The organism is Butyrivibrio fibrisolvens, from assembly GCF_023206215.1.
GTDB lineage: Bacteria > Bacillota > Clostridia > Lachnospirales > Lachnospiraceae > Butyrivibrio > Butyrivibrio fibrisolvens_C.
On the sequence record NZ_CP065800.1, the window covers coordinates 3,023,837 to 3,047,166 of the forward strand.

18 protein-coding genes are annotated in these 23,330 nt (G+C 40.5%); 3 read left to right on the plus strand and 15 right to left on the minus strand.

From position 1 onward, the window contains the following. Positions 1–69: 69 nt before the first annotated feature. Both topA and I7804_RS12625 read right to left on the minus strand, forming a co-directional pair. Positions 70–2,157: a type I DNA topoisomerase gene (gene topA / locus I7804_RS12620; RefSeq protein ID WP_248403752.1), complete on the minus strand. Its 2,088-nt coding sequence runs from the start codon at positions 2,155–2,157 to the stop codon at positions 70–72. Between the two features lie 443 nt (positions 2,158–2,600). Continuing rightward, positions 2,601–2,897 carry a hypothetical protein gene (locus tag I7804_RS12625; protein WP_022754506.1) on the minus strand — a complete coding sequence of 99 codons (297 nt, stop codon included), beginning with the start codon at positions 2,895–2,897 and terminating at the stop codon, positions 2,601–2,603. 373 nt (positions 2,898–3,270) lie between these two features. On the opposite strand from I7804_RS12625, the gene I7804_RS12630 reads away from it, so the two are divergent. Further along, positions 3,271–3,654: a helix-turn-helix domain-containing protein gene (locus tag I7804_RS12630; protein WP_022754507.1), complete on the plus strand. Its 384-nt coding sequence runs from the start codon at positions 3,271–3,273 to the stop codon at positions 3,652–3,654. A gap of 32 nt (positions 3,655–3,686) precedes the next feature. Further along, positions 3,687–4,193: an ImmA/IrrE family metallo-endopeptidase gene (locus tag I7804_RS12635; protein ID WP_248403753.1), complete on the plus strand. Its 507-nt coding sequence runs from the start codon at positions 3,687–3,689 to the stop codon at positions 4,191–4,193. 85 nt (positions 4,194–4,278) lie between these two features. On the opposite strand, the gene I7804_RS12640 is transcribed toward I7804_RS12635, so the two are convergent. From I7804_RS12640 to uxuA, 4 genes are all read right to left on the minus strand, one after another. Continuing rightward, a complete protein-coding gene (locus I7804_RS12640) occupies positions 4,279–5,625 on the minus strand; it encodes an MATE family efflux transporter (protein WP_282570413.1) in 1,347 nt (448 codons plus the stop codon). Positions 5,626–5,690: 65 nt separating this feature from the next. Further along, entirely contained in the window at positions 5,691–7,127 is a 1,437-nt protein-coding gene (locus I7804_RS12645; RefSeq protein ID WP_074754666.1) for a sensor domain-containing diguanylate cyclase, read from the minus strand. 460 nt (positions 7,128–7,587) lie between these two features. Beyond that, positions 7,588–9,204 (minus strand): mannitol dehydrogenase family protein, encoded by a 1,617-nt coding sequence (locus I7804_RS12650; RefSeq protein ID WP_074754664.1) that lies wholly within the window; start codon positions 9,202–9,204, stop codon positions 7,588–7,590. Between the two features lie 120 nt (positions 9,205–9,324). Then, positions 9,325–10,455 carry a mannonate dehydratase gene (gene uxuA, locus I7804_RS12655; RefSeq protein ID WP_092042867.1) on the minus strand — a complete coding sequence of 377 codons (1,131 nt, stop codon included), beginning with the start codon at positions 10,453–10,455 and terminating at the stop codon, positions 9,325–9,327. Positions 10,456–10,712: 257 nt separating this feature from the next. Between uxuA and I7804_RS12660 the strand changes: the two genes are divergently transcribed. Beyond that, the gene (locus I7804_RS12660) at positions 10,713–11,618 is read left to right on the plus strand and encodes an AraC family transcriptional regulator (protein WP_248403755.1); all 906 of its coding nucleotides are present in this window, start codon (positions 10,713–10,715) and stop codon (positions 11,616–11,618) included. Positions 11,619–11,627: 9 nt separating this feature from the next. Here I7804_RS12660 and I7804_RS12665 read toward each other — a convergent pair whose 3' ends face one another. From I7804_RS12665 to I7804_RS12705, 9 genes are all read right to left on the minus strand, one after another. Then, complete coding sequence (locus I7804_RS12665) at positions 11,628–12,593, minus strand: ROK family protein (RefSeq protein ID WP_248403756.1); 966 nt, start codon at positions 12,591–12,593, stop codon at positions 11,628–11,630. Between the two features lie 37 nt (positions 12,594–12,630). Next, positions 12,631–12,858: a hypothetical protein gene (locus I7804_RS12670; protein ID WP_022754514.1), complete on the minus strand. Its 228-nt coding sequence runs from the start codon at positions 12,856–12,858 to the stop codon at positions 12,631–12,633. 38 nt (positions 12,859–12,896) lie between these two features. Further along, positions 12,897–16,358 (minus strand): EAL domain-containing protein, encoded by a 3,462-nt coding sequence (locus I7804_RS12675; RefSeq protein WP_248403757.1) that lies wholly within the window; start codon positions 16,356–16,358, stop codon positions 12,897–12,899. A gap of 238 nt (positions 16,359–16,596) precedes the next feature. Beyond that, positions 16,597–18,222 (minus strand): diguanylate cyclase domain-containing protein, encoded by a 1,626-nt coding sequence (locus I7804_RS12680; RefSeq protein WP_248403758.1) that lies wholly within the window; start codon positions 18,220–18,222, stop codon positions 16,597–16,599. A 211-nt stretch (positions 18,223–18,433) separates the two neighbouring features. Beyond that, a complete protein-coding gene (locus tag I7804_RS12685) occupies positions 18,434–19,015 on the minus strand; it encodes a xanthine phosphoribosyltransferase (RefSeq protein WP_110073343.1) in 582 nt (193 codons plus the stop codon). An 86-nt stretch (positions 19,016–19,101) separates the two neighbouring features. Continuing rightward, positions 19,102–19,695, minus strand: a complete 594-nt coding sequence (locus I7804_RS12690) for a TetR/AcrR family transcriptional regulator (protein WP_022754518.1) — start codon at positions 19,693–19,695, stop codon at positions 19,102–19,104. A gap of 9 nt (positions 19,696–19,704) precedes the next feature. Continuing rightward, positions 19,705–20,688: an ABC transporter permease gene (locus I7804_RS12695; RefSeq protein ID WP_022754519.1), complete on the minus strand. Its 984-nt coding sequence runs from the start codon at positions 20,686–20,688 to the stop codon at positions 19,705–19,707. Continuing rightward, positions 20,685–21,794 carry an ABC transporter permease gene (locus I7804_RS12700; protein WP_248403759.1) on the minus strand — a complete coding sequence of 370 codons (1,110 nt, stop codon included), beginning with the start codon at positions 21,792–21,794 and terminating at the stop codon, positions 20,685–20,687. The genes I7804_RS12695 and I7804_RS12700 overlap by 4 nt, the downstream gene beginning before the upstream one ends. Next, the gene (locus tag I7804_RS12705) at positions 21,794–23,329 is read right to left on the minus strand and encodes an ABC transporter ATP-binding protein (RefSeq protein ID WP_027218018.1); all 1,536 of its coding nucleotides are present in this window, start codon (positions 23,327–23,329) and stop codon (positions 21,794–21,796) included. The genes I7804_RS12700 and I7804_RS12705 overlap by 1 nt, the downstream gene beginning before the upstream one ends. Between the last annotated feature and the right edge of the window lies 1 nt (position 23,330).

The following is a 23,330-nucleotide window of genomic DNA, read 5'->3' on the forward strand; positions in this document are numbered from 1 at the left end:
ATCTGCTAAACAGCTCTTTGAATTACAATCTATATGCTTTTGGAAAAGCTTTGTTCTTACTAAATCAGATCAGTCTTTATCATCTTCAGGCTTGTCCATTACATAGCCGCATTCCTGATTGGCACATGCAAGCTTGTTGCCCTTCTCAACCATGTATCCGCCGCATGTAGGACACTTGATCTTAGAAGGTCTTGCCCATGACATGAATTCACACTCCGGGAATCCAAGACAGCCATAATAGCGTCTTCCCTTCTTTGTCATCTTGATGACAACATCCTTGCCACACTCAGGGCACTCTACACCGATCTTCTCAAAGTAAGGCTTGGTGTTACGGCAATCAGGAAATCCCGGGCAAGCCAGGAACTTACCATGAGGACCGTACTTGATAACCATGTTACGACCACAGTTCTCGCAGATTACATCTGTCTCTTCATCAGCGACCGTTACTTTCTCAAGCTCCTCTTCCGCTTTCTTAACAGCCTCCTCAAGATCAGGATAAAAGTTCTCAATGATAGTCTTCCACTTAACCGTACCTTCTGCTACGCCATCAAGAAGTGTCTCAAGGTTAGCTGTAAAGTTAACATTAACGATCTGGCTGAACTGATCGTTCATTACTTTATTAACAGCAAGTCCCAAATCTGTTACAAACAGATTCTTGCCATCCTTGGAGATATAGTGACGAGCCAGAATAGTTCCTATTGTAGGAGCATATGTAGATGGACGTCCTATTCCAAGCTGCTCAAGGTCATGTACTAGGGATGCTTCTGTATAATGAGCCTTGGGCTGTGTGAAATGCTGCTGAGGATCGAAAGATTCGAACTTAAGAACAGACTTTTCATCTATTCCCTTCATGAGCGTATTCTTCTCGATCTTGTCTTCATCATCTGTATATACATTCATGAAACCATCAAATACAGTCTTGGACGCAGCAACAGTAAATCTGTGTGTTCCAGCATCTATACGAACTGATGTTGTCTCATACTTGGCAGGTGCCATACGTGATGCTATGAATCTGCGCCATATAAGCTGGTAGAGACGGAACTGCTCTCTTGAAAGATATTCCTTAACAACTACAGGTGTTCTGTTAACATCTGTAGGACGGATCGCTTCATGCGCATCCTGGATCTTCTGTGCATTCTTTGACTTAACTTCGCCTTCTGCAAGATATTCTTTACCGAAGTTAGCCTCTATATATCCTGCTGCAGCTGCCTGAGCTTCATCTGCTATACGTGTAGAGTCTGTACGAAGATAGGTGATAAGACCTACAGTACCGCTTCCCTTGATATCAATTCCTTCATAGAGCTGCTGCGCAACACGCATTGTCTTTTGTGTGCTGAAGTTAAGAGCCTTAGATGCTTCCTGCTGAAGTGTTGATGTTGTAAACGGAAGCGGAGCCTTCTTACTTCTTACGCTCTTCTTGATCTGTGTTATCTTATATTTCTCACCCTCAAGTGACTTTACAAGTTTTTCAAGCTCTTCCTTGGATTCAATCTCTTTTTTCTCATCACCCTCACCATAATAGTGAGCTACGAGAGGCTTCTTCTCACCTGATACTCCAAGATTTACATCAAGACTCCAGTATTCTTTTGGTATAAATGCATTGATCTCATCTTCTCTGTCGCAGATGATACGAAGCGCTACTGACTGTACACGTCCGGCAGAGAGACCTCTTTTGATCTTATTCCACAAAAGAGGACTGATGCTGTAACCTACGATACGGTCAAGAACACGTCTTGCCTGCTGAGCATCAACAAGGTTCATATCTATGTCTCTTGGATGCTTGAGCGCTTCCTTAACAGCATTCTTGGTGATCTCATTAAATGTAACACGAGATACCTTCTTGCCGCTGTCTGCAAGTTTTAAAGCTGCAATAAGATGCCAGCTTATAGCCTCACCCTCTCGGTCAGGGTCAGTTGCGAGATATATATGATCTGCTTTTTTTACCTTTTTGCGAAGATCCGCAAGCAAGTCTCCCTTGCCGCGAATTGTTATATATTTTGGCTCATAATCATGCTCAATATCTATTCCCATCTGTGATTTGGGAAGATCTCTTACATGTCCGTTGCTCGCCGCAACGTCATAACCGCTTCCAAGAAATTTTTTAATTGCCTTGACCTTGGTTGGTGACTCAACGATGAGTAATTTGTTTCCTGCCATTAAATAACCTTTCTGCAGCCTTGGGCCACATTTTTTATTTTTATCCAAATGCAAATTGAGTTTCTTCTAATTATATGTACTCATTTTTTTCGCTTTGTACAAGTCAGAACTATACTCTACTTTTTAGAATTTGGCAACTTTTATTAAAAAAATCTTCTAATATTACTTTTCTATAGGTACTTTTTACATGTTATTTCAAAAACCATAAAACCGCTTCAAATCAATATCTTTTGAAAAAAATATATTAAAGTGCCCAGATCTCCCTTAATAATTATCATTAAAACTGCACATTATCCTCAGAATGTAAGGTTGATGTATGAAAACCTACTGATACTTTAAATATATTTCTTTAAAGCTCCCCACCTGGAATGCATAGTATTTCTCTTAAAAGATTTTGGAAGTTATCATGCAAAAGCTATATTAGCATATTTTTTGCTTACATCTTAATTCCTGCATACAAACCATTTATAATTCTCTTCATAGAAAAGATGTATCTGCCGGCCACAGACCATGCATTCATACAAGATACCGCAACCACCGGCTGACAGACTGGCAGCCCTTTTGCAGTTTTGGACCTTATCTATCATATAACGAGTCCCGTCTTCCCATATGATCCAGACAGGTCTTAGGAACCCGTCTTTGGTAAAAGTGGCCTCGACTTCCACATATACTTTCCTGTCGCCTGAAACAGTACCTCTCTGGCTGGTCGTCCTTTTTACAAATACTTTGTTCTGATCCATATATAACCTCATATTGTGAGCCCCGGCATTGGCAGATAAGCACTTCCTGCTGTGTTCATGCGATGCAGATCTGCTATCAGCTTTATTATAGTCATAAAACCTGCTCTTATCTCTTGCCAAACATGTTACAATACTGTATCATAGTTTTAGCATTTCAACTTCATCATTTTTATTTTATGATGTTAATATGCTAATGTCAATATTTTAGCATTTGTATTACTATTTTCAGAGGATCTATATGTTCATTTCACGAATTTGCAGATTCTGAACTACAATCATCGGAAAGCTATATTTTACGCATTTTCCGAACCGGTAATTCAATATTCAAACTTAGCATTAACAATATAAGAGGACTAACTCAGAGGAGATCATTATGTCATTTGGACAGAAACTTAAATCAATCAGAAAAGAACGTAAAATATCCCAGACAGAACTTGCACAGGCATCGGGTGTAGCCCAGAGAACCATCTCATCCTACGAGACAGATCTCAGCATCCCACGTACCTCCAATCAGCTCCGCAAGATAGCTGACGTACTGGGCGTAACTCCTGCAGATCTTGTATCTGACGATGACAGATTCCTTATAAGTTCCGAGGAAGTTGAATATAAGGTCGAAGCCAAGCGTCTTGTAGCAGAGCTTACAAGCCTTTTTTCAGGCGGCAAGATGGATGAGGATGATATGGATGTTCTCATGCTCTCTATGCAGCAGGCTTATGTAGAAGCCAAGAAGAAGCACCATGACGATGCAAATGCCTAACGTATATACCAAAACAAAAATCAGAACATATTATGTACTACGATAATGATCATATAATTAAACAGGCACATAAACTTATAAGAGAAGCCGGAACTTCTGATCCGGCTTCTCTGGCTGATTATCTGGATATATCAGTTAAGCCTGTCCCTTTCAGAAAACAAAAAGGGGTATATCAGGTCATAGAAGATATACCTTTTATATTCATCAAGGAAGACCTTGCTCCCGAGATCTACAACATCGTAATCTTGCATGAAATAGGCCATGACCGTCTTCATAGAGACATAGCCAAGGCCTTTGCAGAATACGATCTTTTTGATATGCAGACAAGCCGTATGGAATATGAGGCCAATCTTTTTGCTGCAGAAATATCCCTTCCCGATGACGAAATCCTCGACTACATCTATCAGGGCATGGATGTATCACAGATAGCCCGCGCCATGTATTCAGACATCAATCTGGTAGCCCTGAAGGCTTCAGATATGATAAGACGCGGATACAACTTTAATCAGGTCGATCACAGGAATGACTTTTTAAAATAAAACAGCCCCAAATCATCTATACAAGTGATTTTGGGCTGTTTTATTTAACGTTTTCGGCAATTTTATTTGGTGTTTTTCGGCTGTTTTATTTGGCAAACATCTTCTCAATCTTAGGTGCAACATAGAGCCATGCTACAAATGTAAATATACCGGTAGTAAGCCATGCTGCCGGGTCGCAGGCGCTGGCAAGTTCATAGATCATGAGCTTCATTGACAAAACTGCCATGATAGCCCTTGATACCAGCTCTACTACTCCGCCCATCATAGGAAGGAACCCAAATCCGCAGCCCTGCATCATATTTCTAAAGATGAATATAGCAGAAAGAGGGATATAGCACATAGCACAGAATCTTATGTATGGAATAGCCCATGGAAGGTGAACTGCTACGTCCTGCGCCGAATCAAAGAACAGATGCATTGCAGGCTCTAAAAGTGATAATGAAAGAACAGCTGCAACAACAGAATATACAGTCATGATGATCATGGAATTCTTAATACCATCTTTTAATCTGTCGTACCTGCCAGCGCCAAAGTTCTGTCCGGCATAGGCAGCTATAGTCTGTCCCATGGAAGGCATACCCTGAGTTATAAGTCCCTGGATCTTACTTGCAGCAGTGAATGATGCAACAGCTGTAGATCCGAACAGATTGATGGCAGCCTGCATGATCATGGTTCCTGACGCAGTTATAGCGAACTGAAGGGCCATAGGTACGCCTACTCTTAGCTGATGGCTTGTATCCCTGGCTTCAAGGTGCCAGTCACTTCTTTCAGGCCACATAGACCTCTGTTTCTTATAGATATATACAAAGCATAAAACTGCTGATATTCCCTGAGATACAACGGTAGCAAGAGCTGCCCCGAAAGTCTTAAGATCAAATCCTACTATGCATACAAAATCAAGTCCCACATTAAGACATGCAGAGAAAATAAGGAAATAAAGCGGAACTTTACTATTGCCTACAGCTCTAAGTATTGATGCACCAAGATTATAAAAGACGCTGGCACATATACCATAAGATATAGTGATTATATAAGAATATGCATAATCGAATATATCATCCGGAGTATTCATCATACGAAGTATAGACTTCATACTGATAACACTTACCATAGTAGTTATAAGTGTCACGATAACTGCCAGTATCACAGCATTGGCAATACTATGACGAAGTCTTCTGTCATCATGAGCTCCGTAGCTCTGACTGGTAAGAACAGTAAATCCCGTAGCCAGACCGTTGGCAAAACCCAGGATCAGGAACATAATAGTACCCGTAGCACCAACTGCCGCAAGAGCATCTGTTCCAACATATCTACCAACTATAAGCGTATCCACCATATTATAAAACTGTTGAAATAGATTACCAATAAATAGTGGCAGCATAAATTTTATCAATATAGGGGCAATCGCTCCCTTAGTCATATCAGATTTCATATAAGTTCCTTTCAGTTTTCTATGTATACTTGCAAATCTGCAAAGTACACCACGACCGCATCTTCTCACGCATCATGCACGGTCACCGTGCCCTTGCCCGCATTCTTACTCTCATACAGGCCCACATCAGCCCTATCAATGGCAGCTTCTATTGTATCGCCATGGCGCACGCCAGTAACGCCGCCGCTGATCCTCACCGGCATCTTGGTCTCTGCATCATCAAGGTCCTTTTGAAGATGCCTTAGAAGATCCGCAGTTCTTTGAGAATTCATATACATGATACCTATGAACTCATCGCCGCCCCATCTTCCTACGATACCGCTATCTCCAACAGTCTGTAGTAGGAGTGTTGATACAAGTTTAAGAACACCATTGCCATACAGATGACCCATCTGATCATTGTACTTTTTAAAATCATCAACATCAATCATAAAAAGTGATATATTGTCACGATGTTTTCGAAGACTTTCAGTATATTTTTGCCTAAATATCCTATTATTAAAAAGGCCTGTCAGATCGTCTGTATTCTCATGTTCTATCGACATCCTGTTCATTTTGGTAAGAAAAACCGTAGCAGCAGTTATGAAGACTACAAGAACTGCTATAAGAAGCAGTATCGCATAAAATACGAACTTCTTGTATCCATTAAGAATCTGTGTGATATCCTTAACAACGATAACATTCCAGTTAAGGTCTGCATTGTGCTTGACCGTCATACAATGAATATTGTCAAGCCAGATATAATCCTCATTTCCAAGATCCGTTGAAGTGAGTACTATCTCAGGAATCCCCAAAATCTTAGAAGCTTCCGAAACATCCTTATAATGATCTGTACTTCCGCTAAAAGAATTCATGGCATTGCCATTGTTGACGATCATTATGTCTACGCCCATGGCATCCTGCATGCTAGTGATATATTCTTCAATCTCACCAATTTCCTGCGCAGTACCGGCAACTCCCAGAAGATTGCCCTTCTCGTCTTCAACACGGCAGTTTACAAAGAGGTTAACAGCATACCCCTGAGTTTCATCCCTGTCAATCTCAATATCATAAGGTTCATCAAGCTCTACAAAGTTGTAATACCAGCTGTCAAAATCATCCAAAGGAGAGATGATCTTATTAAGACCATCCTGATAATAATAATTGCCTGTTTCATCTGATACAAAGAATACCGTGTCATAGCCAAGTACATCCTTGTACTCTTTAAGGTAATCATATAGAACCTGTATATCCTTGTTGTCGTCAGGATTGGGTGTCTCAGTTTTGATCCACTGTTTCAAGAAAAGATCTGAAGCTATCATCTGAGAAGCTACTCTCTGGGTGGTAGATACATTTGAGATCTGGGAAGATACATCTACACCGGTTACAACTACCGCATTCTGGGCCTGTTCCCTCGTCTGCTGTCTATAGAAACTTACAAAGCCATACTCTATAGCGATGAAGCCTGCCACGACTACTACAATAATAAGGATATTGGTTATCAGAACTATATGTTTGCGCATAAAGATCCTTTCAAAGACCGCTATTGATCTTACATATGAACAGCGAAGCAAAAAATCGAAACAAAAAGCCGAAATAAATAGCTGAAATAAATAGCCAAAACAAAAAGTCAAAACAAAAAGTCAAAACAAAAAATCGAAATAAATAGCCAAATCAAAAAGTCAAAACAAAAAATCGAAATAAATAGCCAAATAAAAAAGCCGAAACAAAGAACGAGCATAATAATCCGTTCTTTATTTCGGCATATAAGATGGCAGTCTTAAGTAATTATAAAAACATTATAAGGTGTTTATAGCTAGAGCTAAAAGATCTTATCTAAACATCTATTAAGATCATTGTATCAGCTTGGTTCCAAGTATCTATCAAGATCATTGCATTAGCTTGGTTCTAAACATCTATCAAGATCATCGCATCCGCTTTGTTCTAAACATCTATCGGATACAAATGATCTTATATCATAGATTAAAGTGCAGCAAGGTTTTCTCTTACAGCGCCTTCTTTTTCGATAAGCTTCTTAAAGTTAGCTACTACAGTATCTGCAAGACCTACTTCTTCAAGATCTACAGCGAAGATCTCTTTTTTCTTAAGGATAGGAAGAAGAACAGCTTTGAGTTCATCACATGATCTTGTATCGCCAAGGCTGATAGTACGTGTGATAGCACTTACCTCTTCAAGAAGAGGATCTGAGCTGCATTCAAATTCTTCGCCCTTATCATCTATACCCATTGTATATCGAAGCCATCCTGCCAGTACGAAAGGAATAGCCTTAAGTGAGTGTACATCAAGATCATCTGCTGCGATGTAGCTCTTGATAGTCTCGCCAAAACGAATTGCAAGCTTCTGAGATGTATCTGTAGCGATTCTCTGAGGAGCATCAGGCATGAATGGGTTAGGAAGACGAACCTTTGTTACAGTATCGATGAAGTCCTTAGGATTGATAACGCCTGGATCTACTACAACAGGAAGTCCTTCTACATAACCAACTTGATTTATAAGCTTAACAAGGTCTGCATCCTTCATTTCTTCTGAGATTCTTGTATATCCAAGAAGACATCCGTATACAGCAAGTGCTGTGTGAAGAGGATTAAGGCATGTTGTAACCTTCATACGCTCTACGTTATTAACTGTATCTCTGTCTGTGAAAATAACACCAGCCTTTTCAAGAGCAGGTCTTCCGTTAGGGAAGTCATCTTCTACTACAAGATATTCGCTCTCTTCTGCGTTTACAAAAGGAGCAACATATGTATGGAATCCTGTGATTACAGGCTCAAGACCTTCTACGCCGTCCTCTGCAAGCATAGCCTTAACGCTGTCATCAGGTCTTGGTGTGATCTTATCGATCATAGACCAAGGGAATGATACAAGGTTCTTATCATTTATATAGTCTACAAAACCTGCATCGATCTTGCCATTATCAGCCCATGCCTTAGCAAAATCATAGATTGCTGCATAGAGCTTCTCACCATTATGTGAGCAGTTATCTGTGCTGACCATAGCGATAGGAAGTTTACCATTTGAATATCTCTCAGCAAGAAGAGCTGCTACCTTACCGATATAGCTGTGAGGCTTGGAAGGACCTTCCTGCATATCTGCTGCAACAGCGTCCATATAGCTTCCGTCAGGCTTTCTGAGGTTGTAACCCTTCTCTGTGATTGTGAATGTGCAGAGCTTAAGGCTCTTATTTCTGAATACATTCTTAAGACCTTCAAATTCTGCATCTCTTTCAGAATCAAGGATGTATGACTTGGCGATAGAACCGATGACCTGCTTTTCAACAGATCCGTCAGACTTAAGGATTGCAAGGATAGACAGATCCTCGTATGTCTTATATGCCTTCTCAACGATCTCGTAGTCGAATCCTTCTGCAACTACGATACCTGTATTCATAAGTCCCTTTTCAATAAGGTTCTGTGCAAGAACTGCATGGAATGCACGGAAGATGTTACCAGCACCAAAGTGTACCCATTCAGGAGCTTCCTGTGTATTCTTTATAACCTGCTCTCTGTCATAAGCAGGAAGATGATATCCCTTGGACTCCCAAGCGTTTGTATCTTTAATTCCTTCTACTGTAAGTTTCATGACTAATCTCCAATTATTTAAGCTTTATAGTATTGGCTCCTGTTTTTCTCTGAAAAACAGGAATCTATACTTGTTATTTTATTTTTCAAAAGATTTATCATTATCCAATAAGATAATCGATTATCTTCTAGCTGCCTTGTCGATTGCTTCCCAAAGACCCTGGATGTAGCAAGCACCAAGAGCTCTATCATAAAGACCATAACCAGGCATAGCCTTCTCATCCCAGATCATACGGCCGTGGTCAGGACGGATAGGTCCGTCAAAGCCTGTCTCATAGAGAGCCTTAACAATCTCATACATATCAAAGCTTCCATCTGAAGAAAGGTGGCAAGCCTCTTCGAAATCAGCAGGGCCAACCGGAATCTTCTCTCCTGCCCAGCTTGTAACCTGACTTCCGTCCTCATGCTGGAATGTATTGAACTGAAGGTTACGTACGTGTGCGAAGTGGATACGTCCCTTAAGATTTCTGATCATCTGAGGAAGGTCGTTCTCAGGATTTGTACCATAAGAACCTGAGCAGAATGTAACACCATTATGTACATCATCAACAGCCTTCATCATACGCTGGATATTCTTCTCATTATTGATGATACGAGGAAGTCCGAATACGTTCCATGCAGGATCATCAGGATGGATAGCCATCTTGATATCATACTTGTTACATACAGGCATGATAGCTTTAAGGAAGTATACAAGGTTCTCAAAAAGCTTCTCTTCATCAATATCCTTGTACATCTCGAAGAGCTCCTTAACGCGAGCCATTCTCTCAGGTTCCCAGCCAGGCATAACTGTTCCGTTCATATCACCATTGATAGATGCGAACATATCTTCAGGATTGATCTTATCAACTGCTGTCTGGTTGTATGCAAGAACTGTAGCTCCATCTGCTCTTCTTCTTGCAAGCTCTGTTCTGGTCCAGTCAAATACAGGCATGAAGTTGTAACATACCATGTGGATGTCTTCTTTACCAAGGTTCTCTAAAGTCTTGATATAATTGTCGATATGCTCATCGCGCTTGCCGCCGCCGATCTTGATATCGTCAGAGATATTAACGGACTCGATACCTGAGATGTGCATATCAGCTTCTGCTACGTCAGCCTTAAGCTTCTTGATCTCATCCTGTGTCCAAAGGTCACCTGCTGCCTTATTATAAAGTGTTGTAATAACACCCTTAACACCAGGAATCTGTCTGATCTGCCACAGCTTAACAGTATCAAATTCCTTACCATACCAGCGAAGAGTCATTTCCATAATTCAAAATCTCCATTCTCTTATATAAATAAATTTTTTTAACGATCATCAATCTGCCGCAGTCTCCCGGCAGATACTACATCTATCACCCGATCTGCATCTTTAAACTATAGGCCCCATAAAGGGGCCGTCTGCAAAAAGTATCAGCAAATTGCAGTGAAAACGTTTACAATACCTATTTTCGTGCTTTTATGCCATAATTACAATTGATAAAAAAGTTGCGTAGTTTGCAAATTTGGCATTAAAATATAGGTATTATGAGAAGAGAACTTAGAAGTGATTTTACAACCAGACAGACCATGCTTTCAGACCTATTCGAGCTTTATTATTACAGCGATACTGTGATAAAGCCCGTAGAGATGCATTCGCATGACTATTATGAATTCTATCTTTTTTTAGAAGGCGATATAGACATGCAGATTGAAAATGTGGCAGATACAATAAAGCTAACTCCGGGAGATATCGTTGTATTTCCTCCCGGACTTTTTCACCATGCCATAAAAAGAACTTATGACAAAGCTCACACTATAGATGATCAGCCCCAAAAGCCCTATCGCCGCTTTGTATTCTGGATAAGTGATATGTATCTCAAAGAGCTTTTTGCCATGTCTTCAGACTATTCATATCTCATAGATGAAGCTGACAAAGGAAGGTATGTGCACCATCTTGAGAATGCCCTCTTTTATCAGGTACAATCCCGTGCCATTACTGTCCTTGAAGAGATCAGTACTGTGCACTACGGCCATGATGCTTTTCTTAGGATATATTCATCAGAACTACTCCTTACGCTTACAAGATATGTCTACGAATCCGAGAACAAGATAAGCGTACCTGAGAACACAGATATGATGGGAAGACTTATAACATATATTGATGAACATCTAACCGACACTTTGTCTCTTGACGTACTTGCAGAAAAGCTCTATGTCAGTAAGTCCTATATCGTACATGAGTTCAAGAACAGGCTAGGCCTATCTGTTCACCAATATATAGTCAAAAAGCGCCTCGCCGGGTGCCGCGACCTGATGCTGGGCGGCACGCCTATAAGCGAAGCATATATCACGTATGGCTTTAACGACTATTCAAATTTCTACAAAGCTTTCCGCAAGGAGTATGGCTACTCTCCAAGAGAATACGTGGACATCCATACAATGCCCGAATGATATAACTCATCAGCCCTTCTGACCATTTATCATAGAGAGGGCTCCATAGAGTATGGAGTCGTCTCCAAGGGCTGCTTTTTTAAGCTCAACCGTACTTCTTATGGACGGCATACAGTATCTGTCAACTTCTGCAAGGATCTTCTCCATGAAGATATCTCCTACAGCTTCCATAACTCCGCCGCCATATACTATGATATCGGGACTTATGGTATTTATCATATTGCCGGATGCGATGGCAAGAAAGTGGCAAGCTCTGTCAACAGCTTCCATGGCAACCTTATCTTCTTTTTCCAGAGCCTTTTTAAGAATCTTACTCTTAAATACGCCACCTTCAACGGCTTCAGCCATCTCACTCTTGCGGCCTCTTGATACCTGCTGTCTTATGTAAGAAGACATACCCTGCTTACTGGAAAAAGCTTCAAGGCATCCTCTCTGACCACAGTTGCATAAGGGGCCTTCGGGATCCAATATCATATGGCCGTACTCGGCAGCTTTGAACTCATTGCCTGTAAAGAGCTTGCCATTAAGTATAAGACCGCCGCCCATACCTGTTCCTACGAAGAAGCCTGCGACATTCTTATAGCCTTTGGCAGCGCCGTACTTGTACTCACCAAGGACTCCTACATTGACATCATTGCCAATATAGAAGGGCACACCGAATTTTTTCTTAATCGGAGACTTGATATCATAGTTCTTCCATGGCAGATTCGGGGAAAAGAGTATGATACCGTCTTTTTGGTTTATAACGCCCGGAGCCCCTGCTGCTATAGCATTTATATCTTTTTTATCGATTCCGGATTCCTTTATAAGCTCGTCAACAACACTGATTATGACTTCTTCTACATTGCCGGCGCTCTCTCCGCCTTCTTTGGTCTTCTTCTTGAGCCTGTAAGTGATATTTTCTTTTTTGTCAAAGATTGCTCCCAGAATCTTGGTTCCGCCGATATCAAGGCATATGTTGTACTTGTCACCCATGCTTTTTCCTCCTCTTTATGGCCTCCTGATCATATTTTTAGTATACCTTCTTGGTATCAAGTGTTTCTTCACTTTCAAGGACATAGTTGATAGTAGATGATATCGAGAATTCTTCGCCCTTGCCTGCTGAAGAAGTAAGTACTACAGGTATGATCCTGTGAACCTTGAATGCAGCATCCTTCTTAACAGGATCTGTCATCTTATTCATGATATACTCATTAAGTTCACGCTCTGTTGTAAATGTCTGAGATTTTACAATTATCATATATTTACCCCGCTTTCCGCGCCTTGGCGCAATATGCTTTAAGTTATCATGACATGAAGTCTCTTGCCTTCTCTTGTCCTTGCAAATCTGATATGACACATACACTTACTTTCACTTCCATCATATTGCCTGAAGTTAACTGCCATCTTGATAGTCTGACCGGTATAGTTGTCAAAACCGCTATAGATAGTATCTATTACTCCATCTCTGTCTTCCTTGGCTACAAGATTTATTATATGTCCGTCGCAGAAATTATGAAGCTGCGTTACAGAACTGCATTTAAAGAATCTTGTAAATTCGCTGTTAACAAGAAGAATAGGATTATTGGCTGATACCTCACATACAGCATATGCAGCAGGCAATGTCTCTAAGATCTCATCTGTTGTAAGTTCAATCTTAATGATCTTTTCTTCATTCTCATTATGAGAATACATGCAAAATCGAGCTTTACCGCTATGCTTGGCTGAGTACATTGCCTTGTCAGCCATTTCATACAGATGATGATATTCCTTGCCCTGTGACGGATACATTGCATAACCTGCTGACATGGAGCATTTTACTATATTGCCGTCATATTCTATCGTTACAGGTTTAGCAAGAAGTTCTGCCAAAAACTCATCCACAAAGTCCTTGGACTTATTGGTTATAAGACCCAGGAACTCATCTCCGCCAAGTCTGCATACTATACCATATAACTCAAATTTGTCCTTTAGCTTGGCTGCAACAGCCTTGAGCATCTCATCACCACAGCCGTGACCATAAGTATCATTAACAAACTTAAAATCATCAAGGTCCATCATGATAAGTGCAGACGAGCTCTCAGGATTATTAAACAGATAATCACGCATAACAGGAACAGCACTATATCTGTTCAAGAGCCCTGTAAGGAAATCTGTCTCTACAGCTTTTTTCTCTTTAAGGAGCTTCCTATTATATTCATCAACATCGTAGTTTAAGAAGTAAGCAAAAAGCTCTCCTGTCTCCTGCGACTTAACAACCTGATATGTACAGTGCAGCCATGCCATCTTGCCCTTGGCATAAGAACGAAATTCCAAAGAGCCGATCTCATTGCCTGCCTGATACTCTCTTATGATATTGATCCTGTCAAAAAACAGCGAAGCAGCTTCTATATCCTGTATATCTACCTGGGTGTTGATCATATCCCGAACAACACCTTCATAGTCATTGAATCTGTCTTTATAGACACTACTCTTGACTTCACCGATATCGCTAAGGTGCATATCGATGATGGTATTCTGAGTCAGATTAACTTCAAAGTAGAAGGATCCGTCCAGGAAGTCATTGTAGGACTTATAACCCAGGATCTTGGAGAAATCGCGGCTTGAAAGCCACATAAATGCAGGATTACGCGGAACTTCCTGTAACTTCTCATCCATATCCCGGAGCATCCTTACACGGCTAAAGTCAATATCACTTATACATATCATGAACATTGGCTTTTTTTTGATTTCTATGAAGATAACGTCAAATTTCTGCCATCTGTAATAACCGTCTTTATTCTTGATCCTGAAGTATTCTGTTATGTATTCTTTATTGGTATTAGATATCTTGCCTATTATCTCTTCTTTGGAAAAAAAGTTAACGAACCTGTCTCTGTCAAGTTCATGTACGCTTTCATTTATAAACTGCTGACTATACTCATCACTTGACATGATATGATCAGCGATTGTATATTCAGAACTATTAATATATATGTTCTCCACAGTCAGCTTCTCAGGATCCAGAACATCAATCTTGTTGTACTGAGTATAGATGAACTTAAGAAGAGCCTGCTGCTTCTCAGATCTTGCAGCCTGCTTATATACAGACATATTAAGGCTCGTTATAAGATAAGCAGATCTGTTTCTGTAAGTTGTGATATGCCTTGCCTGAAAAGTACAATTCTGTCCGTTTAGTATATAGTCACAGGATTCCTGCTTGCCCGAGTTCTTACACCTTATAACAGCATTAACAAATATAGATGGGAGTTTCCTCTTGCCCTGGTTTAGGAACTCCTCGGCTTCATCAAGACTGCTTAGATTCAACTCTTCCAGATGTTTAAGATAAGCAGGATTGCAGCTAAGGTAGATGAGTCTGTCTCTTCTCATCTCCATAATAGCCATGGGAAGACCCTCTTCATCAACATTGCCGCCGCTTAGATCAAGCGGATTTGCTGAGAACAGGTTAACCTTACCAATTCTGGTGTAATATTTCCTCATACCCTCAGATTCTCTCTTAAGCTGAGAATTAAAGGTAACTTCTATCTTTTCAGGACGCGAATACAAAAATCCCTGAATATTCTCACAACCTATTTTCCTAAGATAATCAGCAGCCTTCTGGGTCTCAACGCCTTCGGCAACTGTTTGTATCCCGAGATTTTTGGCCATGTTGATCATAGACTGAAGGATGACTCTGGTCTCGTGGTTTTCTTCAAAACCGCGCATGAAGATCATATCAAGCTTGATACAGTCAAACTTGTAATCTTTGAGCATATTAAGAGATGAATAACCGCTTCCAAAATCGTCAAGCCATACCTGATAGCCCAGTTTTCTGAATCTTTCAATACAGTCTCCGACTTTGCCGGGCTCTGTGGCAAAGATAGATTCCGTAACTTCCATATGGAACAGATCGCTGGATATTCCGTATTTCTTGATAGTATCATCAACTTCCGTTACGATGTCACCGCCAAGAAAGTCCTGCTGGGACAGGTTGATAGACACAGGAACAACTACTGCGCCCAAGTCCAGCTTCTCTTTTATATCAATACATACAGATTCAAAGATGAACAGGTCAAGTTTTCTGATCATCTGGTATTTTTCAAGTATAGGAACAAAATCTCCGGGAGATATCTTGCCTATCTCAGGATCATCCCATCTTGCAAGAGCTTCATAACCGCTCACTTCACCGGTCATAACACGAATCACAGCCTGATAGTAAGGAGTAATATGCCTTTGCTTTATAGCATTATCCAGTTTATCTATTATGAAACGCTCTCTTTGATACCTCTCATCTATAGCAGAATCATAATAGCCGAACATTGAGTCATACTTTTTCCTAATGCTGTCACAGGCAACCTTGGCCTTATTAAGACAAGAATGGGCATCGAAGTCCTTATCTGTAGGAAAATAGATACCTGCTCTCATCTGTAGATGGGTATCCATCCTGAAGGGAAGCATCTCATCACATACACCAACGATTTTGAATTCAAGATCAGCCTTGTCTGTCAGAACCCCAAAATGGTCAGACGCAATACGCCCGCACAGCTCCTGTGGAAAGAAAGCCTCAATAGTTCTTGCAACAGTAACAAGACAGTCATTGCCGGCTGCAAGTCCATATGCTTCATTATATGATCTGAAATTTTCCAGATTAAAATAGACGAACGCAATATCCTTACGTTCGGTAGGATCATTGAGAACATGCTGAGCCATAGCGATAAAAGTGGCAAAATTAGGTAGTCCTGTCAGCTCATCTATTGTATTTCGCGGCTCGAGTTCACTCACAGACTTATTCTTCCTTTCCAAGTGTATTACTACAGATGATAAAAAGGTTTCCAAATAAGTATATCGGCATAAATAGATTATTTTTTAGAAATATACATACCAATATTATACCATAAATGACCCCCTGGATAAGGAGATAAGGGATCATCTGACTAGTGTACTGACTCATTCATATTTAATCAAATTACTTGTCTATGAATTTATCTACTGCGTCATAAAATCTTGACAATGATTAGATTCACTTCCGCGCGGCTTTCCTCATACGCTTATTCTCATACATGAGGTTGTCGGCCCTTTTCATGACATCTATAGTTGTCTTATCCCTTGTTTTATCATATACTGCAAATCCCTTGGATATCCATACCTGCTCCCAAGGCTTATCAGCCTTTTCATTGATCGTTTTGACTTTATCATCAAACTGCTCTAGCAATACCTGCATATTACTAAGGTCTTCTTTTTGCAGGATAACATTAAATTCATCTCCGCCCATTCTAAATACAGGGCTATGTTTAAACACATCACTTATAGCAAAACAGGCTGTCTTTAAGAATATATCTCCCTTGTCATGTCCGTATCTGTCGTTTATAAGCTTAAGATTGTCGCAGTCAAATGTTCCTATAGCAAATTCTACGCTGTCAGGATCTATATCAATCTCTTTTTGGATCTGCTCAAGGGTATTGGTCAATGCCCCTTTATTCTTGACATGGGTAAGTGAATCCACAAACACCTGTGAACTTAGATCGCTAATATGCTCTTTGACATTATCAGATAGATTCTGGAAAGCTCTTGTAAGTCTTCCAAGTTCATCATCTTTATCATAAGTCAAAGTAAAGTCATATTCTCCCTTCTCAACCTTCTCAGCCGCTTTAGTAAGCTGTTCTAAGGGGCTTGTAAGCCTTTTGGTATATATCATCATAAAAATACTGGCAAGAATCAGAACTTCGACAGAGCATATAGCGATATTAAGAACAAGCCTCTTAGATGTTGCCTGAGTCTGAGCTATCGGAATCGATACATTAAACCGCATCCCGTTACTTAGAGGGAGCCAGACAGCTTTTTTGTCTACCCCTTCATATGAATACCGAACTACATTGTCATCATCAATAGCAGTATTGTACGGTATCTCAAATGCAGTTCCGGCTTCAAGCTTTGTCACATCTATGAAGGGATGATAAAAAAGATATCCGTTTTCATCACTAAGGAATGCATAACCTTTATTTGGAAGTCTTATAACATCAACTTCCTGCGCCATAGTAGAATAGTCAACCTCTATACCAACAACCCCGATAAACCTGTCTTTATAGTAAACAGGCGCATCATAGGATATAACATATGCATCAAGATTCTCAGTGATATAAGGAGGTAACCAGATGGCTTTACCTTCATGTTTGGGAACTGTGAACCAGACAAGTTTGGAAGTATCCTCAACATCGTAAAGGGTGATATCAGTAACTTCATGTTCCTTGAATCCTTCTCCCTCAACATTCACATACCAAAATCCCTTGACATCAGTAGAAACTGATGGATCTATACGATAATAATAGGTCAGAACGCCCTTGGTCTTTGATGCCATCATGTCAAAATAATCGCAGACAATCTCCATATGAGCCTCAAGGTCATCCTTGCCCAGGCCTTCAAGATGATTCTCAGCGTAATCAGTGACCTTGATCACAGTATCCTCAACACTGTCAAAATAATAATCAAGACTTCGAACTCCCGCTTCGCACATGTTCATAAGAATCTCTTCGGATTCGCGGCTCTCGGTCCTCTGAATATAGACCGCACTAAGAAAAGTGACGAGCATAAGCGCCCCACAGACAATCAAAAGCATGGTTACCGTGATCCTTGTTCTTAATGAACGCATAGAACTCTCTCTTTTAGTATGCAGGCATGTTCATATTTGATCAAACATGAATGAACCAGTAAATTAGTCCAAAAACTCATTTCCTTTTCTTATATCGGGTAAAACAGCTCATATACTGAGATAATATTAGGATCTATTTGCGAAAAAATAGGCTGCGCAATAATCATTTAATGCGACAGCCTATTTAAAATCAATTATATTTGATCATCGATCAATCCTGTTTTCTGAAAGTAAGTCCCTTATCTTCATCCATGGCATCCACGATAGCAAGTGATGTTACATCATATCCCTCACCGCGAAGTCTCTTACCACCATCCTGGAAGCCCTTCTCTATTGCGATGCCGATACCCTCAACCTTGGCTCCAGCCTGATTGCAGATATCAATAAGACCATTCATGGCTTTACCTACAGCAAGGAAGTCATCCACCAGAAGGACCTTATCATTAGATGAAAGAAATTTCTTGGCAAGAGTTACATTGTAATCCTTGTCATAAGTAAAAGAATGAACTACTGATGTATAAAGATCTCCATCAAGATTTCTACTCTTGGCTTTCTTGGCAAAAACAACAGGAACACCGAAGTATCTTGCTGTCATACAGGCGATAGCAATACCTGACGCCTCAACTGTAAGGACTTTATTGATCCCCTTGTCCTTATATTTGTCATAAAATGCCTGTCCGATCTTATCAAGAAGATCTACGTCCAGCTGATGATTCAAAAAGCTGTCTACTTTTAAAATGTTTCCTGCCCTAACCTGTCCGTCTCTGGCAATACGTTCTTCCAGAAAATTCATGTCTGTTCTCCTTGCTGGGTATATCTTTTATAGTTTTGGTATACCGATATTATTATTATCTCAAACTTCTTGAGTTATTATTTTTCTTATTTCATATACGGCTTAACCGTATTTAAAATAAGCTGTCTGCTCAAGGCAAAATACTCTGTCATGTCAATTTTATTCTCATCTATGAGATACTGAATCGTAAATCCCTCAAGCATTGATACATACTGAGCCGGAAGGATCTCTTTGAGATTATCCGGAAGATCCGGTACGTATTTTACAAGAACATCTCTGATCTCCTGTCTCCACAGGTCATACGACTGTGAAAAACGTGTTCTGGTATCCTCATCAGTTCTGCTCTGTACCCAGAAATCCATCTCTGCATGGTTGTATTCAGGGAAGTTCTTGAGAAGATTCTCTTCATTTTTAGAAAAAACTTCAAGAGCTGATTCAAGTGTATCCTCAGTATTATCACGTAGCTCCTCTCGAAGCTTTGGAAAAATATCCAGGATTCTCTTTTGCATGGCAACAAGGATCTCTTCCTTGGTTTTGTAATAGTATAAAACATTGGACTGGAGCATATCAGCTTCTTTGGCAATAAGACTGATCCTGGTTCCGCTTATTGTATGAGATTCGATTACGCGAAGTGTTGCGTCCAGTATTTTCTCTTCATTGTTCTTTTCGATATTCTTCATTTAGTCTCCTCATCTGTCTTCGCGGAAGTATGACCTTCCAAGTGCTGACGGTGGTTGATTCTCAGGCTTATTACGCTTACTTGTGATGACCAGTACTACGATTGTTACAACATATGGAAGCATCTTAACAAGCTCTGATGTAGCTCTTGTAAGACCCGGAATGTATATATAAAGAACATAAAGCGCTCCAAATACAAGCGATCCCCAGATAGCATTGTTGGGATTCCATAAAGCCAGGATAACAAGGGCTATAGCAAGCCATCCTCTGTCACCAAATCCGTTATTGGACCATGTTCCGTGGAGATATTCCATTACGAAATAGAGTCCTCCAAGTCCTGCGATCATAGCGCCTATAACTGTAGAATAATACTTATTTTTCTTAACATCGATTCCTGCTGCATCTGCAACTGCAGGATTCTCACCTACTGCTATTAGGTTAAGGCCTTTTCTTGTTTTAGTTAAAAACCAGGTAATAATAACGGCTATAACAATAGAAAGATATGTAAGGAAGCCATATGAAAACAATAATTTGCCTACAACAGGTATATTCTGAAGTGCCTTAGGAAGAAATGCGCCAAAGCCTTCTGCTGTGTGAGCTACGGATATCTGTCCTACACCACCTGCGAGTTTTGAAAGTGATCCTCCAAAGAAATTACCAAATCCTACGCCAAAAGTGGTAAGTGCAAGGCCTACAACATTCTGATTAGAACGTAGTGATACAGTAAGTACACTGTACAAAAGACCGCCAAGTCCGCTTGCAATAAGACTGCAAAGTATAGCTATAAGAACTCCTACCACTTTAGAAGGATCATCCGTATTATTTTCATAAAGAAAGGCTCCCATAAGGCCTGAAATACCGCCCATGTACATTATACCCGGGATTCCAAGATTCAGGTTACCTGATTTTTCTGTAATGATCTCACCAGTTGCGCCGAACAAAAGAGGTACAGCCTGCCCTATTGCCGCAACCAAAAATGTAAGAAGAAGTGTCATGCTGCATCCTCCTTTTTCTTCTCAACTCGTACCCTATATTTGATGAAAAATTCACATCCAATAAGGAAGAATATGATGATACCTGTGATGATGTCAGATGCATTCTCGTTAAGTCCGTACTGAGAAGCTATCTGAATAGCACCCTGCTGCATGAATACAAGAAATGCTGATACAAGGAGCATTCCAAGAGGATTAAGATTAGCCATCCAGGCTACTATGATTGCTGTAAAACCTCTTCCACCTGCTGTAGAGGTAGATATCGTATGGCTTGCGCCGCTTACGATGACTGCGCCTGCAAGGCCGCAGATTCCGGAAGAAATAAGCATAGTACGGATCACTACCTTCTTAACATTGATACCGGCATAGTTAGCTGTATTGTGGCTTTCACCTACAACTGCGATCTCATAACCGTGCTTGGTATATTTCATGTATATAGCCATCATAATAGTTACAACTAATACTATGATTATATTAAGAGTATAGTCTGAGTTTAGTATCTTAGGAAACCAACCGCCTTTATTGGCAGAATTGATGATACCCACAGAGTTAGATCCTGACGGATTCTCCCAGAATACTATCAAAAAGGTTATTATCTGCATTGCGACATAATTGAGCATCAGTGTAAACAAAGATTCATTGGTATTAAAATGTGCCTTGAAAAATGCAGGTAAAAATCCCCATATGATACCTGCGCATGCTGATGCTATAAGTATAAGGATTATAAGAAGCACACTAGGAAGGCTTCCCTGATATATCATAAGTGCTGCTGTAGCAGCTCCTCCCATAAGGATCTGGCCTTCTGCTCCAAGATTCCAGAATCTCATTTTAAATGCAGGCATAAGTCCCACACCTATAAGCAGTAGTACTACAGTCTCTCTGACTGTCACCCAGATACGGCGCCTTGAACCTACTGCTCCGTCTATGATACCCGAATATACGTTAAGCGGATTCTGACCTGTTATTCCTACGATTACGATCGCACATACGACAAGAGCTATAAGAACAGCGGTAAGTCTGATCCCCCATGCCTTCCAGACAGATATGGTATCACGCTTTGAAAGATGAACTGACATACGTGATGATGTTTTTGTACTTATCTTACTCATTAAACTCCTGCCTTTCTGGCACCTGTCATGTACATACCGATTTCTTCTTTGGTTGTAAGCTTGGCATTAACTATGCAGCTAATCCTGCCTTCACACAGTACCAGTATTCTGTCGCACAACTGCAGTAGTACATCAAGATCTTCTCCGACGCACATAACTGCAACACCTTTTTCTTTCTGCTCATTAAGAAGGTTATAGATTGTGTATGAAGATGTAATATCAAGACCTCTTACAGGATATGCAACCATAAGAACATCAGGATTAAGTGCGATCTCACGTCCTACCAATATCTTCTGTACATTACCACCTGAAAGTCTTCTGACAGGTGTATCAATATCGGGAGTTGCAACTTCGAGCTTATCTACAATCCTTTTCGCAAGCTTCTGAGGTGTCTTTCTGTCGGTAAAAAATCTGCTCTTACCTGATCTGTAACTTCTGATCATCATATTGTCAGTAAGGTCCATAGAGCCTACAAGACCCATTCCAAGTCTGTCTTCAGGTACGAAAGAAAGGCTTATCTTAAGATTCTGGATCTCCCTGACAGTTTTTTCAGAAAGTTTCTCAACATTTGCTCCGTTTGGAGGATAATAAAGGATCTCTCCGCTGTCTATTTTCTGTATGCCGGCTATTGCTTCAAGAAGCTCTTTTTGTCCATTGCCGGATATACCAGCAATGCCGAGTATCTCTCCGCTTTTTGCAACAAATGAGATATCCTTGAGTATAGAAAGGCCTTCACTGTTTCTAACTGTTACGCCTCTCATCTCGATACGTTTCTCGGGCTTTTGAGGATCACTTCTTTGGATATTGAGTTCTACCTTTTCTCCTACCATAAGCTCAGTCAGAGAAGCAGCTGTAGCATCCTTGGTCTCAACTACGCCCTCGCACTTACCCTTTCGAAGGACAGCTACACGGTCTGATATCTCAAGAACCTCATTAAGTTTATGAGTGATTATTATGATAGACTTACCAAGAAGCTTCATCTTCTTAAGAACTGTAAAAAGACGCTGCGTCTCCTGAGGTGTCAGAACTGCAGTCGGCTCATCGAAGATAAGGATATCAGCTCCGCGGTACAGAACTTTAACGATCTCTACGATCTGTTTCTGGGAAACAGACATGTTGTAGATCTTCTCTGCAGGAGTAAGGTCAAAACCATACTTACTCACAAGAGCATCTATCTCCTGATTAACCTTCTTCATATCAAGCTTCATAGCGCCATCAAGCCCTAGAATTATATTCTGGGCTGCTGTCAGTATATCTATAAGCTTGAAATGCTGGTGGATCATACCAATTCCAAGATCAAAGGCATCTTTGGGGCAGTTGATGGATACCTCTTTACCATTTATGAGTATCTGACCCTCGTCCGGATAATAGATTCCGGAGAGCATATTCATAAGGGTTGTCTTACCGCTTCCATTTTCGCCAAGAATAGAGAGAATCTCGCCCTTTTTAAGGGCGAGATCTACCTGATTATTGGCAACTACACTACCAAAGCGCTTTGTAACACCTTTAAGTTCTATCGCGTAATTTTCCATAATA

Bases quoted from the DNA above. Each gene is read 5' to 3' on its own strand.
- topA (WP_248403752.1), bottom strand. From the start codon at position 2,157: ATGGCAGGAAACAAATTACTCATCGTTGAGTCACCAACCAAGGTCAAG.
- I7804_RS12625 (WP_022754506.1), bottom strand. From the start codon at position 2,897: ATGGATCAGAACAAAGTATTTGTAAAAAGGACGACCAGCCAGAGAGGT.
- I7804_RS12630 (WP_022754507.1), top strand. From the start codon at position 3,271: ATGTCATTTGGACAGAAACTTAAATCAATCAGAAAAGAACGTAAAATA.
- I7804_RS12635 (WP_248403753.1), top strand. From the start codon at position 3,687: ATGTACTACGATAATGATCATATAATTAAACAGGCACATAAACTTATA.
- I7804_RS12640 (WP_282570413.1), bottom strand. From the start codon at position 5,625: ATGAAATCTGATATGACTAAGGGAGCGATTGCCCCTATATTGATAAAA.
- I7804_RS12645 (WP_074754666.1), bottom strand. From the start codon at position 7,127: ATGCGCAAACATATAGTTCTGATAACCAATATCCTTATTATTGTAGTA.
- I7804_RS12650 (WP_074754664.1), bottom strand. From the start codon at position 9,204: ATGAAACTTACAGTAGAAGGAATTAAAGATACAAACGCTTGGGAGTCC.
- uxuA (WP_092042867.1), bottom strand. From the start codon at position 10,455: ATGGAAATGACTCTTCGCTGGTATGGTAAGGAATTTGATACTGTTAAG.
- I7804_RS12660 (WP_248403755.1), top strand. From the start codon at position 10,713: ATGAGAAGAGAACTTAGAAGTGATTTTACAACCAGACAGACCATGCTT.
- I7804_RS12665 (WP_248403756.1), bottom strand. From the start codon at position 12,593: ATGGGTGACAAGTACAACATATGCCTTGATATCGGCGGAACCAAGATT.
- I7804_RS12670 (WP_022754514.1), bottom strand. From the start codon at position 12,858: ATGATAATTGTAAAATCTCAGACATTTACAACAGAGCGTGAACTTAAT.
- I7804_RS12680 (WP_248403758.1), bottom strand. From the start codon at position 18,222: ATGCGTTCATTAAGAACAAGGATCACGGTAACCATGCTTTTGATTGTC.
- I7804_RS12685 (WP_110073343.1), bottom strand. From the start codon at position 19,015: ATGAATTTTCTGGAAGAACGTATTGCCAGAGACGGACAGGTTAGGGCA.
- I7804_RS12690 (WP_022754518.1), bottom strand. From the start codon at position 19,695: ATGAAGAATATCGAAAAGAACAATGAAGAGAAAATACTGGACGCAACA.
- I7804_RS12695 (WP_022754519.1), bottom strand. From the start codon at position 20,688: ATGACACTTCTTCTTACATTTTTGGTTGCGGCAATAGGGCAGGCTGTA.
- I7804_RS12700 (WP_248403759.1), bottom strand. From the start codon at position 21,794: ATGAGTAAGATAAGTACAAAAACATCATCACGTATGTCAGTTCATCTT.